15 protein-coding genes are annotated in these 15,907 nt (G+C 20.7%); 10 read left to right on the forward strand and 5 right to left on the reverse strand.

All coding sequences use genetic code 11. The features are described from left to right. Window position 1: 1 nt before the first annotated feature. On the forward strand, window positions 2-409 hold the full coding sequence (locus H0H56_RS02435; protein ID WP_185873756.1) for an HIT family protein: 408 nt from the start codon (window positions 2-4) through the stop codon (window positions 407-409). 1 nt (window position 410) lies between these two features. Here H0H56_RS02435 and H0H56_RS02440 read toward each other — a convergent pair whose 3' ends face one another. Further along, window positions 411-1,178 (reverse strand): type III pantothenate kinase, encoded by a 768-nt coding sequence (locus H0H56_RS02440; protein ID WP_185873757.1) that lies wholly within the window; start codon window positions 1,176-1,178, stop codon window positions 411-413. Between the two features lie 57 nt (window positions 1,179-1,235). On the opposite strand from H0H56_RS02440, the gene H0H56_RS02445 reads away from it, so the two are divergent. Together H0H56_RS02445 and H0H56_RS02450 are read left to right on the forward strand one after the other, a co-directional pair. Beyond that, on the forward strand, window positions 1,236-2,027 hold the full coding sequence (locus H0H56_RS02445; protein WP_185873758.1) for an alpha/beta fold hydrolase: 792 nt from the start codon (window positions 1,236-1,238) through the stop codon (window positions 2,025-2,027). Between the two features lie 5 nt (window positions 2,028-2,032). After that, entirely contained in the window at window positions 2,033-2,605 is a 573-nt protein-coding gene (locus H0H56_RS02450; protein ID WP_185873759.1) for a 5-formyltetrahydrofolate cyclo-ligase, read from the forward strand. Here H0H56_RS02450 and rseP read toward each other — a convergent pair. Continuing rightward, the gene (gene rseP, locus H0H56_RS02455; protein ID WP_185873760.1) at window positions 2,602-3,915 is read right to left on the reverse strand and encodes an RIP metalloprotease RseP; all 1,314 of its coding nucleotides are present in this window, start codon (window positions 3,913-3,915) and stop codon (window positions 2,602-2,604) included. The two genes, H0H56_RS02450 and rseP, sit on opposite strands and share 4 nt — an antisense overlap. Before the next feature lie 102 nt (window positions 3,916-4,017). Between rseP and H0H56_RS02460 the strand changes: the two genes are divergently transcribed. Together H0H56_RS02460 and feoB are read left to right on the forward strand one after the other, a co-directional pair. Further along, a complete protein-coding gene (locus H0H56_RS02460) occupies window positions 4,018-4,242 on the forward strand; it encodes a FeoA family protein (RefSeq protein ID WP_185873761.1) in 225 nt (74 codons plus the stop codon). Window positions 4,243-4,252: 10 nt separating this feature from the next. Next, a complete protein-coding gene (gene feoB / locus H0H56_RS02465) occupies window positions 4,253-6,304 on the forward strand; it encodes a ferrous iron transport protein B (RefSeq protein ID WP_185873762.1) in 2,052 nt (683 codons plus the stop codon). A 124-nt stretch (window positions 6,305-6,428) separates the two neighbouring features. Here feoB and H0H56_RS02470 read toward each other — a convergent pair whose 3' ends face one another. After that, window positions 6,429-7,418 carry a D-alanine--D-alanine ligase gene (locus tag H0H56_RS02470; protein WP_185873763.1) on the reverse strand — a complete coding sequence of 330 codons (990 nt, stop codon included), beginning with the start codon at window positions 7,416-7,418 and terminating at the stop codon, window positions 6,429-6,431. A gap of 29 nt (window positions 7,419-7,447) precedes the next feature. Between H0H56_RS02470 and H0H56_RS02475 the strand changes: the two genes are divergently transcribed. Next, on the forward strand, window positions 7,448-8,284 hold the full coding sequence (locus tag H0H56_RS02475; protein ID WP_185873764.1) for a PASTA domain-containing protein: 837 nt from the start codon (window positions 7,448-7,450) through the stop codon (window positions 8,282-8,284). A gap of 45 nt (window positions 8,285-8,329) precedes the next feature. Further along, window positions 8,330-9,307, forward strand: a complete 978-nt coding sequence (locus H0H56_RS02480) for an RluA family pseudouridine synthase (RefSeq protein ID WP_185873765.1) — start codon at window positions 8,330-8,332, stop codon at window positions 9,305-9,307. Here the strand turns inward: H0H56_RS02480 and mgtE are convergent. Both mgtE and H0H56_RS03060 read right to left on the reverse strand, forming a co-directional pair. Next, window positions 9,302-10,477: a magnesium transporter gene (gene mgtE / locus H0H56_RS02485; protein ID WP_317167316.1), complete on the reverse strand. Its 1,176-nt coding sequence runs from the start codon at window positions 10,475-10,477 to the stop codon at window positions 9,302-9,304. The two genes, H0H56_RS02480 and mgtE, sit on opposite strands and share 6 nt — an antisense overlap. Further along, a complete protein-coding gene (locus tag H0H56_RS03060; protein ID WP_238858464.1) occupies window positions 10,471-10,665 on the reverse strand; it encodes a hypothetical protein in 195 nt (64 codons plus the stop codon). The genes mgtE and H0H56_RS03060 overlap by 7 nt, the downstream gene beginning before the upstream one ends. A gap of 130 nt (window positions 10,666-10,795) precedes the next feature. On the opposite strand from H0H56_RS03060, the gene H0H56_RS02490 reads away from it, so the two are divergent. The 3 genes from H0H56_RS02490 (at window position 10,796) to pyrH (ending at window position 15,905) form a co-directional block, all read left to right on the forward strand. Then, entirely contained in the window at window positions 10,796-13,606 is a 2,811-nt protein-coding gene (locus H0H56_RS02490; RefSeq protein ID WP_185873766.1) for a class I tRNA ligase family protein, read from the forward strand. 115 nt (window positions 13,607-13,721) lie between these two features. Beyond that, a complete protein-coding gene (locus tag H0H56_RS02495; protein ID WP_185873767.1) occupies window positions 13,722-15,155 on the forward strand; it encodes a Glu/Leu/Phe/Val family dehydrogenase in 1,434 nt (477 codons plus the stop codon). A gap of 30 nt (window positions 15,156-15,185) precedes the next feature. After that, window positions 15,186-15,905, forward strand: coding sequence for a UMP kinase (gene pyrH, locus H0H56_RS02500; RefSeq protein WP_185873768.1), 720 nt, complete (start codon window positions 15,186-15,188; stop codon window positions 15,903-15,905). Window positions 15,906-15,907 lie beyond the last annotated feature (2 nt).

Below are 15,907 nucleotides of genomic sequence, written 5' to 3' on the forward strand. Positions count from 1 at the left end.
TATGAATAAAAAAAATAATAATATTTTTACAAAAATTATTAATAATGAAATTCTTTCTTATAAAATAGCAGAAAATAAAAATCATTTAGCTTTTTTAGATATTTATCCAATAAAAATTGGACATACTTTAGTAATTCCAAAAAAAAATATAGACAAAATATTTTCTCTTACAGAGAAAGAATTTTTATCTTTTATGTCTTTTACTAGAAAAATAGCTTTAGTACTTGAAAAAGTGATACCTTGTAATCGTATAGGAGTATTTGTTTTGGGATTTGAAATTCCTCATGTTCATATACATTTAATTCCTATGGATCAAGAAAATGATGTAAATTTTTCTAAAAAAAGAATGATTTTTTCTAAAAAAAAATTAGTAATTTTATCTAAAAAAATTAAAAAATATATTACTTAAATTAAGTATTCCAATGAAATAAAATTCTCAAACCTTTGATAGTATGTAATTTATCTTTTAAATGAATTTTTTTAGTTAAAGGTGTATAAATATGAGACATTCCTCCAGTTGCAATAACAAAACATTTAGTTTTTAATTCTTTATTGATTCTATAAATTATCCCTTCTATCATACTTAAATATCCATAAATTATTCCACTTTGTATACAATTTTCCGTATATTTACCTAATATATTCGGTGGTTTTTTTAATTTTATTTTTGAAAGTAAAGCTGTATTTCCAATTAATTGTGATAAAGAAGTATTAATTCCTGGAGCAATAATAACACCTTTAATAGTCCCATATTGATCTATACAAGTAAAACTTAAAGCTGTTCCAAAATCTATGACTAGATAAGTATTTTTATTTTTATATAAAGTATATGCAGCTATAGCATTAGCATATAAATCAGTTCCTAATTCATGAGAAGAATGTTTAATTACAGAATCAGAATATCTATCTACTATTATTGGTTTTATTTTATGAATTTTATATACATATTTTTTTATAATCTTTGTAAGATTTGGAACTACAGATCCAATTACTATATTTTTAATTAATTGATAAATAATTCCATATTTTTTATATTTTTTTAATAAAATAGATTCATACAATGATTTATTTATATGACTATCAATAGTCCATGAAAAATTACATTTATAATTAATATAATTATTTTTAAATAAACCAAAACGAATATTAGAATTTCCAATATTAATAACTAATAACATTTTTAATTAAAAAACGTAATTTTAATTTAAAAAAAATTTAATAATATCTGATAAAAAATGTATCTATCTTTAGATAAAAATAATATTTATTATCAAATAAAAGGAAAAGGGATTCCTCTTGTTTTTTTACATGGATTTATGGAAAATTTAGAAATTTGGAAAAATATTAATAATTTTTTTTCAAAAAAATATCAAATAATTTCTATTGATTTTCCTGGTCATGGAAAAAGCTTTTTAAAAAAAAATAAAAAAATTTTTACTATGGAAAAAATAGCAGATTATATAGATCTTATTTTAAAAAAAGAAAATATAAAAAAAGCTATTTTCATAGGACATTCTATGGGAGGATATATTTCTTTAGCTCTTTTAGAAAAAAATCCTAAATTATTTTTAGGATTATGTTTACTTCATTCTACAGCAGAATCAGATAATGTAGAAAGAAAAAATTTACGAATTAGATCTATAAAATTATTTAAAAATAATTATTCATTATTTATTAATAATAGTATTAATAGATTATTTTATCCTAAAAAATTAATTTTTTTTAAAAAAGAAATTTTTTTATTAAAAAAAATGGCTTTATCAACTTCTATGAATTCTATTATTCCTTTTTTACGAGGAATGTCCATTCGCAATGATCGAAGATTTTTATTAAAAACAACTAATTTTCCAAAATTATATATAACTGGGTTGTATGATGTAATACTTCCTGCAAATAAACTTAGAAAAGAAGTAGAAATAGGATATAAAATTTGTTTAAAAGAAATTCCTACAGGTCATATAGGATTTATTGAACAACCTAATAAGGTTATTGATATTTTAAAAAAATTTATTCAAAAAATTAAATAATTTTTATGAATAAAAAAGAATTACGTAAAAAATATCTTTTTTACAGAAAGTCTTTATCTAAAAAAGAAATACTTGAAAAAAGTTATAAAATTTTTTTTCAAATAAAAAAAATTTTTTTATGGGATAAAACTTATTATCATATTTTTTTACCTATACGAAAATATAATGAAATTAATACCTTTATTTTAATCAATTTTCTTTTGAAAAAAAAAAAGTGTATTACAATTCCTTATTCTAATTTTCATAAATTATCCATAGATAATTGTTTTTTTGATAAAAAAACCCCTTTATTAAAAAATAAATATGGAATATTTGAACCTATTAAAAAAAAAATTGTTTCTCCAAAATTGATTGAAGTTATATTTATTCCTTTATTAATTTTTGATTTACAAGGATATCGTATTGGTTATGGAAAAGGTTTTTATGATAGATTTATTTTATTATGTAAAAAAAATGTTATTAAAATAGGATTAAGTTTTTTTGATCCTATACAAAATATTAATAATATACATAAAAATGATCTTATTTTAGATATCGGAATTACTATTAATAATAATTTTTTCTTTAAAAAAATTTAATAAAAAAATACTTTAAAAATATCCCAAATAATTACCATCATCATTAATAAACTAATAATAATGAATCCAAAAATAGTATAACGTTCAAGTATTTTTTCTTTAATTTTTTTTGTAGTAATCATTTCTATTATAATAAATAAAATATATCCACCATCTAATGATGGAATAGGTAATAAATTTAAAAAAGCTAACCAAATAGATAAGGTTCCTGTTAATATCCAAAAAATATTCCAATTCCATTGACTAGAAAATTCTTTAGCTATAGAAAAAAAACTTCCTATTTGTTTATAAGCCTTAGTTTTAAAAGAAAAAATATTTTTAAAAAAAAATATTTGATCTTTTAAAATAGACCAAGTTTTTTTTATCCCATAAGGAAAACTTTGTATAAGAGAATAATTGTTTTTTTCTAATAAAAAAATTTTATTTAAATCTAAAAAGTTTTTTAAAAAAATTCCCAAAATTCCATTTTTATCTAAAAAAATTTTTTTCTTAATAAGAATACTATTTCTATTTATAGATAAAAATACAGTTTGATTTTTATATTTATATAAAATATTTTTTAATTGATCAGCAAATAAAATAAATTCTGAATTAATAGCTAAAATTTCATCATTATTTTTTAATCCATATTTATCTGCTATAGAATTTTTAATTACATAATTAATAATAGGTGGGACTCTTGGTTGAATAAAAAAATTTGATTTTTTCCTTTCAAAAAGAAATCTTTTTTTTTCATCATTTAATGATAAATGAATAATTTTTCCCATACGATCTATAGTAATAGAATTCCCTAAAAGAATAGATTTAGGAATATCATTAAAATAAGGTATATATTTACCATTTATAAATAAAATATTATCTCCATTTTTTAATCCAATTCTTTCTCCTAAAGAATCTACTTCAATTCCATATTTAACATTTTTTGTAGGAAGATAAATATCTCCATATTTAAATAATAAAAAAGAAAAAATAAAAATAGACAATAGTACATTAAAAATAATACCTCCTGAAATAATCAGTAATCTTTGTATAGAAGATTTTGAACAAAATTCCCAATTTTTATTTTCTTTTTTTTCCGTTAGCATTCCTGCTATTTTTACATACCCTCCTAAAGGGATCCAACCAATCCCATAAATAGTATCTCCTATTTTTTTTTTAAAAATAGAAAACCATGGGTCAAAAAATAAAAAAAATCTTTCTACACGTACTTTAAATATTTTAGATAATAAAAAATGACCTAATTCATGAATAACTATTAATATAGAAATACAGAGAATTAACTGCATGAATCTAACAATAATAGAAAACATATAATATTTATATTAAAAAAAATAAAAGATAAATTTAAATTTTTATTTTTTTTTTATAAAAAAAATTTTTAATTTTTTTGAAATTTTCAATATATATAAATTTTGAATTTATCAAATCTTAAAAAAGGAGAAAAGGGAATAATTAAAGGATATAAAAATGAAGATTTTCCTATTAGATTATTAGAATTAGGTATAATTCCTGGTATTGAAGTTGAAATACTTTTTTTTTCTATTTTTTATGATCCCATTTATATTATTTATGAACAAACTTTTTTAGTTTTACGTCAAAAAGAAGCAAAAAATATACTTATAGAACCTATTATTTAATTATTATTTAATGCGAAATTTTTATAAAGTTGCTTTATTAGGAAATCCTAATGTTGGAAAAACTTCTTTATTTAACAAACTTACTGGACTAAATCAAAAAATAGGAAATTATTTAGGTGTAACTGTTGATAAAAAAATAGGATATTTTTCTTATAAAAATTTTTTTTATCAAATTATAGATCTTCCTGGAATTTATAGTTTATATCCTTCCTCTTCAGATGAAGAAATTGTAAGTCAATTATTAATAAATAATGTAAAAAATATTGATTATCCAGATAAAATTCTAATTGTAGCGGATTCTTCGAATATTAAAAAAAGTCTTCTTTTATTTCAACAAATACAAGATTTAGGATTTCCAATCCTATTAATTTTAAATATGATAGATGAAGCAAAAAAAAAAGGAATTATTATTGATATTAAAAAATTGAAAAAAATTTTAATAACAGAAATTATATTAATTAATGCAAAAAAAGGAATAGGGATAAAACAAATAAAAAAAAAAATTAATAGTATAAAAAAAATACATACTAAAAAACAATGTAATTTTATTAATTTTTATTCAAAAGCTATTAAAGATGTTAAAAATTATTATAAAATAGATACTTATAAAGCTTGGTATTATTTGTCCTCTACTAATAAAAAGTTAATAAATAAAAATTATTTAAATAAAATAAAAAAAAAATATAATATTTTTTCAAAAAAATTACAAATTAAAGAAATATTAAATCGATATCAAAAAATCGAAAAAATATATTCAAAAACAGTTTTAAAAAATATTTCAAATAAAAAAAATAATTATTTAGAATTTTATAAAAAAATAGATACTTATTTATTAATACATCCATTATGGGGATATTTAATATTTTTTTTCTTATTATTTTTTATTTTTCAAAATGTTTTTTTTTGGTCTGAAAAACCTAAAGAATTAATAGAATTTTTATTTTTTCAAATAAAAAATAAATTAGTAAATATCTATCCTGGGCCTTTAAATAATTTTATTTTACAAGGTATTTTTCCAGGAATTACTACTATTATTTCTTTTATTCCTCAAATTTTTATTTTATTATTTTTTATCCTTATTATGGAGGAAAGTGGATATCTCAGTAGAGTAATATTTTTAATGGATAAAATTATGCGTCCATTTGGATTAAATGGAAAAAGTATAGTTCCTATGATTTCTAGTTTTGCATGTTCTATCCCAGCAATTATGTCAACTAGACATATTGAAAATTCTAGAGATCGTTTAATTACTATTTTAGCAATTCCTTTTATAACTTGTTCAGCTAGATTACCTGTATATACTTTAATTATTTCTTTAATTATTCCGGATAAAAAATGGTTATTTATTCAATTAAAAGGAATAGTTTTATTTTTAATGTATTTATTAGGTATTGTTTTTTCTTTAATTATATCTTTAATATTTCATAAAATTTTAAAAAAAACTTATCCAAGTTATCTTATTATGGAAATTCCTACTTATAAATATCCTAATATAAAAAATATATTAATTACTTTATGGATTCAAATAAAAAGTTTTATTTTGAATGCAGGAAAAATGATTTTAATCATTAGTGTATTTATTTGGGTTTTAGGATCTTTTGGTCCTAATAAAAATAAATCATTTAATTCAAATTTTATAATTAAAAAAAAAGAATTATCTAATTCTTTTTTAGGTTTATTAGGTAAAAAAATAGAACCAATAATTATTCCATTAGGATATGATTGGAAAATTGGAATTGGTTTATTATCTTCTTTTTTAGCAAGAGAAGTTTTTGTAAGTACCATGGTTTCTGTATATAATTTAGAAACAGAAAAAGGAATTGTAATTTTAAAAAAACAAATGAAAAAAGATTTTTTTTCTAATAAAAAACCTATTTATAATTTAGCTACAGGTTTTTCTTTATTATTTTTCTATGCTTTTTCTATGCAATGCATGAGTACTTTATCTATCATAAAAAAAGAAACAAAATCTTGGAAATGGCCATTAATACAATTTGTATATATGACTATTTTAGCTTATTTTTCTTCTTTTTGTATTTATCAATTTTTAAAACAAATCTAAAAGATATGTGGCAATATATAATTATTAGTATATATTTTTGTTATTCTATAATTTATTTATTTAAAAAATTTAAAAAAAATTTTTATTCATATAATAAAAAAAATTTTTGTAAAAAAAAATGTTATTATAAATAATTTTTATTGATAGAATCAAATATATAATTTTTAAAAAAATTAGATAAAGATATACCTGCAACTTCTAATTGTTTAGGAAAAATACTTTCATTTAATAACCCAGGAATTGTATTAATTTCCAAAAAAAATGGAGTTCCATTTACTATAATATATTCTGATCTAGAAATTCCTGATAAATTTAAAATAATAGCTATTTTTTTAGCTAATTTTTTAATTTTATTTTCAATATCTTTTGGTAAGATAGCAGGAGTAATTTCTTTAGATTTTCCAGAATATTTCGATTCAAAATCAAAAAAATCATTTTTACTAATTATTTCTGTTATAGGTAAAATTTTAATATCATTATTTAATGAAATGACTCCTACAGAAATTTCTATTCCATTTAAAAATGATTCAATAATAATTTCTTCATCTATTTTAAAAGCTATTTCTACAGCTTTTAAAAATTCATTTTCTTTATACACTTTAGATATTCCTAAACTAGATCCAGATCTATTAGGTTTTACAAAACATGGAAGTCCTATTTTTTTTATAATATCTTTTTGATTAAAAGATTGTTTTTTATTTAAAAAAAAAGATTTAGCTGTTTTTACCCCAAATTTCTGTAATAAAGTTAAACAATATTTTTTATTAAAAGTTATATTAGCATGATGAAAATGACATCCAGTATAAGGAATTTTTAATAAATGGAAATAAGCAGAAAGAATTCCATCTTCTCCTGGAGTTCCATGTATTACATTAAAAACACAATCAAATTTTAAAATTTTTTCTTTTCCAAAAGAAACAGTAAAATTATGTTTATTAATACAATATTCTTTATTTTTATCATCTTTTAAAAACCATTTATTTTTAAAAATAAAAATCTTATAAAGCTCAAATTCTTTTTTTTTATTTAAACTGTCAAAAACTACTTTTCCACTTTTTATAGAAATCAACGATTCTTCTGTATAACCTCCCATAAGAATGGCTATTTTTTTCATTATTTTTGATTTGTTTTATATATTATTTTATGAAAAATTATTATAAATATTATTTAATTTTTTTTATTAATTTATTAATTTCTATATTTTTTTTATATAAAATATCTAATTTTTTTTTAAATTGGATTGATCGTTATACTAACCATGGATCTTATGTTATAGTACCAAATATTCATCATTTACATTTAAATAAAGCTATATCTATTTTAAATAATTTAGGATTAAAATATGAAATAGATTTTTCCCATTATAATCCTTCTTTTAATCCTTATCAAATAATTTTTTTTTCCCCAGAAGCAGGAGATCATGTAAAAATAGGAAGATCAATATATATACAAGCTAATTCAAAAAAAATTTTAACTACTATATTACCTAATATTATTAATAAAAATAAAAATATAGCATTGGATTTACTAAAAAAAAACAATATTATGATTAATTATATTAAATATATCAATGATTTATCTAAAGATAAAATTTTAAAAGTATTGTATAAAGAAAAATCAATATCATCAGGATATATTATTCCATATAAAAATAAAATTACTTTAATTATCGGAAATGGATATTATGAAAATAATAAAGTACCAAATGTTATTGGATTATCATTATCTAATGCTACTACTATTTTAAAAAAAAAACTCTTTAATATAATTAATTTTTATTACGATAAAACATTAAATATTGATACTAATAATAAAAATACAATAGTTTATAATCAAGATCCTTTACCTGGTAAAATCATAAAAAATAAAAAAAAATCTATTGATCTTTGGATAACTTATAAAAAAACAAAAGAAAAATTATTAAATAATTTAATAGAAATAGATGAATCTAATTTAGATGATAAAAATACACAAGAATAAAAAATTAATAATTAAATCAAAAATTTAAATTTTTATAAATAATTAATGTCAATAAAAAAATTTAAATTTTTTTTAAATAAAAATCAAAAATTAATTAGAATTGATAAATTTTTGAAAAAATTAATCCCTAATATTAGTAGAAATCAAATACAAAATGCAACTTATTCAGGAAATATATTAGTAAATAAACATTTAATTAAAAAAAATTATAAAATTAAACCTTTCGATATTATCGATGCAGAAATACATTATCCCATTGATTTAGATCCAGAATATAAAAATATTATTGCAGAAAATATACCTCTTAATATTATTTATGAAGATGAAGATATTCTTATTATTAATAAACCATCAGGAATTGTAGTACATCCTGGTATTGGTCATAAAACAGGCACATTAATTCATGGAATTAAATATTATTTAAATAATCCTAATTTATTTAGATCAGGATTAATTCATAGAATTGATAAAGATACATCAGGATTATTAATTGTCGCTAAAAATGAACAATCTCAAAAATATTTATTACAACAATTTTTATCTAAAACTATTCAAAGAAAATATATAGCTTTAGTATGGGGTAATTTAAAAAAAAAAAATGGAACTATAACTGGTTATATAGGAAGAGATCCAAAAAATAGAAAAAGAATGAAACTTTTTAAAAAATATTTTCATAAAGGTAAATATTCTATTACTCATTATAAAGTTTTAGAAAAATTTAAGTATATTACTTCTATTTATTGTTATTTAGAAACAGGAAAAACACATCAAATAAGAGCCCATTTTAAATATTTAGGACATCCTATATTAAATGATTATATTTATGGAGGGAATAAAATAAAAAATATTGAAAAAAAACAAATTAAATTTTTAAAAAATTATTTAAAATTTTTCAATAGACATGCTTTACATGCCATTTCTCTTTCTTTTATTCATCCAAAAAAAGGAAAATGTAATTTTACATGTTCAATCCCTGAAGAATGGAAAAAACTTTTAGAAAAATTTAGAAAAAAATTATTATAATAATATTCCATGTAATAATAGATATGACATAGAAAAATAAATAATTAATCCAACAACATCTACTAATGTAGCTACAAAAGGAGCTGAAGAACTTGCTGGATCTCCTTTAAATTTTTTAATAATAAATGGAAACATAGATCCACTTAAAGTCCCCCATAAAACTACACCAATTAAAGATAGAAAAATTGTCAATCCAACTAATATCCAATGGGGTCCATAATTAAAAAAATGAATTTTATGCCAAGTAAAAATACGAATAAACCCAGTAATACCTAAAATACTTCCTAAAAAAAAACCACAAATAATTTCTCTTCTCATTACAATCCACCAATCTTTTATTTTTACTTCTCCTAACGCCATAGCTTGAATAATTAAACTTGCAGCTTGAGCCCCACTATTCCCTCCACTTGAAACAACTAATGGAATAAATAAGGCTAAAACTATAGCTTTTTCTATTACACTTGAAAAAGCTTGCATAACCGTAGTTGTTAACATTTCTCCTATAAATAATAAAATTAACCATCCAGCTCTTTTTTTAATTAATTTTGATAAAGGAACTTTTAAATAAGATTGATTTAATGTTTGCATTCCTCCTATTTTTTGAATATCTTCTCTATAATTTGTATTAGATACCCATAAAATATCATCAATTGTCACTATTCCAAGTAAAATATTTTTATCATCTATTACAGGAAGAGACATCCTATTATTTACAGAAAACATTTTAATTGCTTCTTCTTCTGTATTCATAACACTTAAAAAAACGGGATGATATTGTTTTTTCATTAATTGAGATACTTTAGTATTTCTATCTACAAATAAAAATTCTCGTATTTTAATATCATTTAATAATTTTCCTTTTTTATTAATTATATATACTATTTCTATAAAATCATTATTTTTTCCTTCTTTTCTTATATAATTTAATACTTCTTGAACTGACCAAGTATCTTGCACCGCAAGATAATATGGAATCATTAAACGTCCTACACTATTTTCAGGATATCCTAAAAAAAAAACTAAAGTTTTTCGTTTTTCTTCTGTATTTAAATATTTTATAAAATTTTTTAATGATTTTTTAGTAAGGTTTTTTAAAAAATTAATACGATCATGAATTGATAATTTATTTAAAAAATATATTTTTTTTACTAATGGTAATTGTTCTATAATTTTTTTTTTGTAGAAAAATCTAAAATGTTAAAAACAGATGTAGCCTTATTTATTTTTAATAAAATAAATATATCGACAATATTATTTGGATAATTTTGTATTAATTTAACTAAAAAATTAACTGTTTGATTATTTAAAAATTTTTCATTAAAATTTTTTTTAAAATAATTTTTATAAGGATTAAACATTACTTTTCTTTTTTAGAAAAAATTATCATTTAATGATTATGAAAATTATAAGTAAAAATTTTTTTATTTATTTTACTGTAAAATACAAATTATGATAATTTTTATATAATAAATTTAATATAAAATCAATATGGAATATAATTTTAGAGAAATAGAAAAACGTTGGCAAAAATTTTGGAAAAATCATAATATTTTTTATACTAAAAAAAATATTAAATATCCAAAATATTATATTTTAAATATGTTTCCTTATCCTTCTGGTTCAGGTCTACATATAGGACATTGTTTAGGATATATAGCATCAGATATTTATGCACGATATAAACGTATAGAAGGTTATAATGTTTTAAATCCTATAGGATTTGATTCTTTTGGTTTACCTGCTGAACAATATGCTATTCAAACAGGGAAACATCCATCTGATACTACTAAAAAAAATATAGAACAATATAAAAAACAAATAAATAAATTAGGTCTTTCATTTGATTGGAGTCGTGAATTATGTACCAGTGATCCTAATTATTATCGTTGGACTCAATGGATGTTTATTCAAATTTTTCATTCTTGGTATGATAAAAATAGTGAAAAAGCTAAATCTATAAATATTTTAATTGAGGAATTTAATAAAAATGGAAATTTACTAATTAATGCTAGTAGTTCCTATCCTGATAAATTTAATTCCATTACATGGAAAAAATTTAGTCCTATAAAAAAAGAATCTATATTGTTAAATTATCGTTTGGCTTACTTAAGTAAAGAATATATTAATTGGTGTCCATATTTAGGAACTGTTTTAGCTAATGATGAAATACAAAATGAAAAGAGTAAAAGAGGTGGATATCCTATATATAAAAAAAAAATGTTACAATGGCATATAAGAATTAGTGCTTATGTTGAAAGACTTTTAAAAGGACTTAAATTAATTGAATGTTCTAAATCTTTAAAAGATATTCAATATAATTGGATTGGTAAAATCAAAGGAGCTTCTATTTTTTTAGAACTTTTATATCCTTTGAAAAAAATAAAAAAAATAGAATTTTTTATTGATCGTCCAGAAATGATATTTGGAATAAGTTTTGTGATTTTATCTATAGATCATAATTTTTCAAAAAAAATTACTATTTCTTCCTATAAAAAAAATGTTCAAAAATATTTTTATCGAGAAACTAAAAAATTACAAAAAAAATCCACTATTTCTGGTGTTTTTACAGGGAATTATGTTTTACATCCATTTATTAAAAAAAAAATTCCTATTTATATCAGTAACAATAATTTTTTTTCTATAGATAAAACAACTAATTCTTTTATTGGAATCCCTGGACATGAAAAATATAGCGAAAAATTTGCCAAAATTTTTAATTTAGAAATTATATCTGTTTCAATTCCTAATAATAAAAATAACCTTTGTGAAGGTCATAATGAAATATGTATTAATTCATATTTTTTAAATGGGTTAAATTTTAAAGAAGCTAAAAATAAAGTTATTCAACTTTTAAAAAAAAAAAATATAGGTAGTCAAAAAAATAGTTATCGATTACGTGACGCTGTTTTTTCCAGACAAAGATATTGGGGAGAACCAATTCCTGTTTTTTTTAAAAATAAAAAACCTCAAACAATCCCAATAGAAAAATTACCTATTTTTTTACCAAAAATTGATAATTATTATCCAAAAAATGGAAAATCTCCATTATATCGAATAAAAAATTGGGCTTGGGATGAAAAAAATATGAAAATAGTTTCTAATAAACTTATAAATCATAAATCTATATTTCCAATGGAAACTAATACTATGCCTAGTTGGGCTGGATCTAGTTGGTATTTTCTTCGTTATATGGATGTTAATAACAATCTATTTTTTTTAGATAAAAAAAAAGAAAATTATTGGAAAAATATAGATTTATATCTTGGTGGATCTGAACATTCTACAGGACATTTAATCTATGCTAGATTTTGGCATAAATTTTTAAAAGATAGAGGATGGGTTACAACAGAAGAACCTTTTAAAAGGATATTAAATCAAGGAATGATTCTTAGTAATTCTGCCATTATATTAAAAATAATAGGAAAAAAAATATTTGTATCTTATGAATTAAAAAAAAATTATAAAAATTTTTTATTTCAAGAAATATATGTCGATATTTCTTTAATTAATCATAAAAATCAATTAAATATCAATAAATTTAAACAATGGAGACCAGAATTTTCTAATGCAAAATTTCTTGTAAAAGAAAAAATTTTTTTTTGCAAAAGAAAATTAGAAAAAATGTCTAAATCTAAATATAATATTATAACTCCAGATTATATCCATAAAAAATATGGATCGGATATCTTTCGTCTTCATGAAATGTTTTTAGGTCCAATTACAAAAACTAAACATTGGGATGAAGAAAAAATTAATGGAATTAAAAAATTTTTAAATAAATTTTGGAGATTATTCTATGACCATGGAGTATTAAAAGTTAATGACCTTACTCCAACATTAGAAGAATTAAAAATTTTACATTATACTATTAAAAAATTAAAAGAAAAAATACAATTTTTTTCTTTTCATACATCTATTAGTGATTTAATGATACTTGTTAATAAATTAACTATTTTAAAATGTAATAAAAAAAAAATATTAAAAAAATTGATAAAATTAATGGCACCATTTGCTCCTCATATATCAGAAGAACTTTGGAATAAATTAGGAGAAAAAAAATCCATTATATTTTCTAATATTCCTAATTTTAATAAAAAATATCTTATAAAAAAAACTATAACATATCCAATAATGTTTAATGGAAAATTAAAATTTCAAGAAACATTTCAATCAAATTTAACAATAGAAAGTATAAAAAAGAAAATTTTAAAAAAACCTAAAATTCAATTATATTTTAAAAAAAAAAATATTAAAAAAATTATTATTATTCCTAATAAAATAATTAATATTTTATTTTAAATAAAATAAAATTTATTCTAAGTTAGATCGATTTTTTATATAAATTATATATTGAAAAAATATTTTAATAGAAATTGTTTTATTCTATATTTAGAAATGTGTAAAAACTTTTTTTATGTCAAAAAAAAATACCAATAAAGTTGAGACGTATAGTTTTTTTAGTTGTATAAAAAAAAATTTTGATAAAGCTACACCATTTCTTTCTAATATCGAAAAAGGTCTTCTAGATCAAATTCAATCTTGTAACGCTGTCTATCGCATGAACTTTCCTATAAAAATAGGAAAAAAAATAAAAATTATTGAAGCTTATAGAGTACAACATTCTCATCATAAACTACCATGTAAAGGAGGTATTAGATATAGTATAAAAGTCAATCAAGATGAAATTATGACATTAGCAGCATTAATGACATATAAATGTGCTATCGTAGATGTTCCTTTTGGAGGATCAAAAGGAGGAATAAAAATTGATCCACAAACTACTTCTATAGAAATTATAGAAAAAATTACCCGTCGTTATACTTCTGAATTAATTAAAAAAAATTTTATAGGACCAGGTATTGATGTTCCAGCTCCAGATTATGGAACTGGAGAAAGAGAAATGAGTTGGATTTTTGATACTTTTTTATCTATAAAACCTGGAGAAGTCGATGCTTTAGCTTGTGTAACGGGAAAACCCATTTCACAAGGTGGAGTAAGAGGGAGAAAAGAAGCAACTGGATTAGGAGTTTTTTATGGAATTAGAGAATTATGTAGAATAAAAAAAGAGATGTTGTATCTAGGTTTAGATGTCGGATTACATGGTAAAAAAATTATTATACAAGGACTAGGAAATGTAGGATCTCATGCTGCTTACTTTTTTCATGAAGCAGGTGCTATTATTGTTGGTATTGCAGAAAGAGAAGGAGCTATTTATAATCCAAATGGATTAAATATATCTAATGTATTAATGCATTTAAAAAATACTGGATCAATATTAAATTTTCCAGAATCAAAAAATATTGAAAATACAGAAAAAGCATTAGAATTAGAATGTGATATTCTTATACCTGCTGCATTAGAAAATGTAATACATACTAAAAATGCATATCGTATCAAGGCTAAAATTATTGGAGAAGCAGCAAATGGCCCTATTACTCCGGAAGCTGAAGAAATTTTAGAAAAAATGGGAGTAATTATTGTTCCAGACATCTATTTAAATGCTGGAGGAGTTACGGTTTCTTACTTCGAATGGTTAAAAAATTTAAGTCATGTACGTTATGGCCGTATGGAAAAACGTTTGAGTGAAAATATGAATTCTTATTTTTTACAAGTGATTGAAACTATTTGTAAAAAAAAAATACCAAAAGAAGAAAAAAAAAGAATTTTAAGAGGCCCGAGAGAAATAGATTTAGTGAGAAGTGGATTAGAAGATACAATGATTATTGGATTTCATAAAATTAGAGATATAAAAAAATCATTAGGAATAAAAAATATGCGTACAGCTGCATTTGTTTTAGCTATAAAAAAAATTATAGATTCTTATGAAAAATTAGGAATTTTTCCATAATCTTCTTAAAACAAATACTAAAAATAATCCATGAAGTACAAAAGATCATTGTTGAAATTAAGCGGAGAGTCTCTTATGGGAAAAAAAGAATTTGGACTTCATTCTACTCGTCTTAAACAATATGCTCAAGAAGTAAAAAAAGTAGTAGATATGGGGGCTCAAGTAGCTATTGTTATAGGAGGAGGGAATATATTTAGAGGATTTTCTTCGGATATCAAAGAAAATACGATAGATCGTATAGGTGGGGATTATATGGGTATGTTGGCTACTATTATCAATGGAATAGCTTTCCAATCTTATTTAGAAAATGTAGGAATATGCACATATATACAAACAGCTATTAGAATGGATCAAATAGCAGAACCATTTGTTAAAGATCGAGCCATTCATCATCTTGAAAAAGGAAGAGTAGTAATTTTCGTAGCAGGATTAGGAAATCCATATTTTACTACAGATACAGCGGCAGTATTACGTGCTATAGAAATTAAAGCGGATATTTTATTAAAAGGGACTAGAGTAGATGGAATTTACACTAAAGATCCAGAAAAAGATAAGTATGCTAAAAAATTAAAAAATATATCTTTTGATATGGCCTATAAAATGGGAATTAAAGTAATGGATCAAACTGCTTTTATTTTAGGGAATGAAAATAATTTACCTATTATTATTTTTGATATAAATAGAAAAGATAATTTTAAAAAAGTAATTTCTGGAGAACAAATAGGAACTCTAGTTTATAAAACTAAATAATA

Source organism: Blattabacterium cuenoti (assembly GCF_014252455.1).
In the GTDB taxonomy this organism is placed as follows: Bacteria; Bacteroidota; Bacteroidia; order Flavobacteriales; family Blattabacteriaceae; genus Blattabacterium; species Blattabacterium cuenoti_R.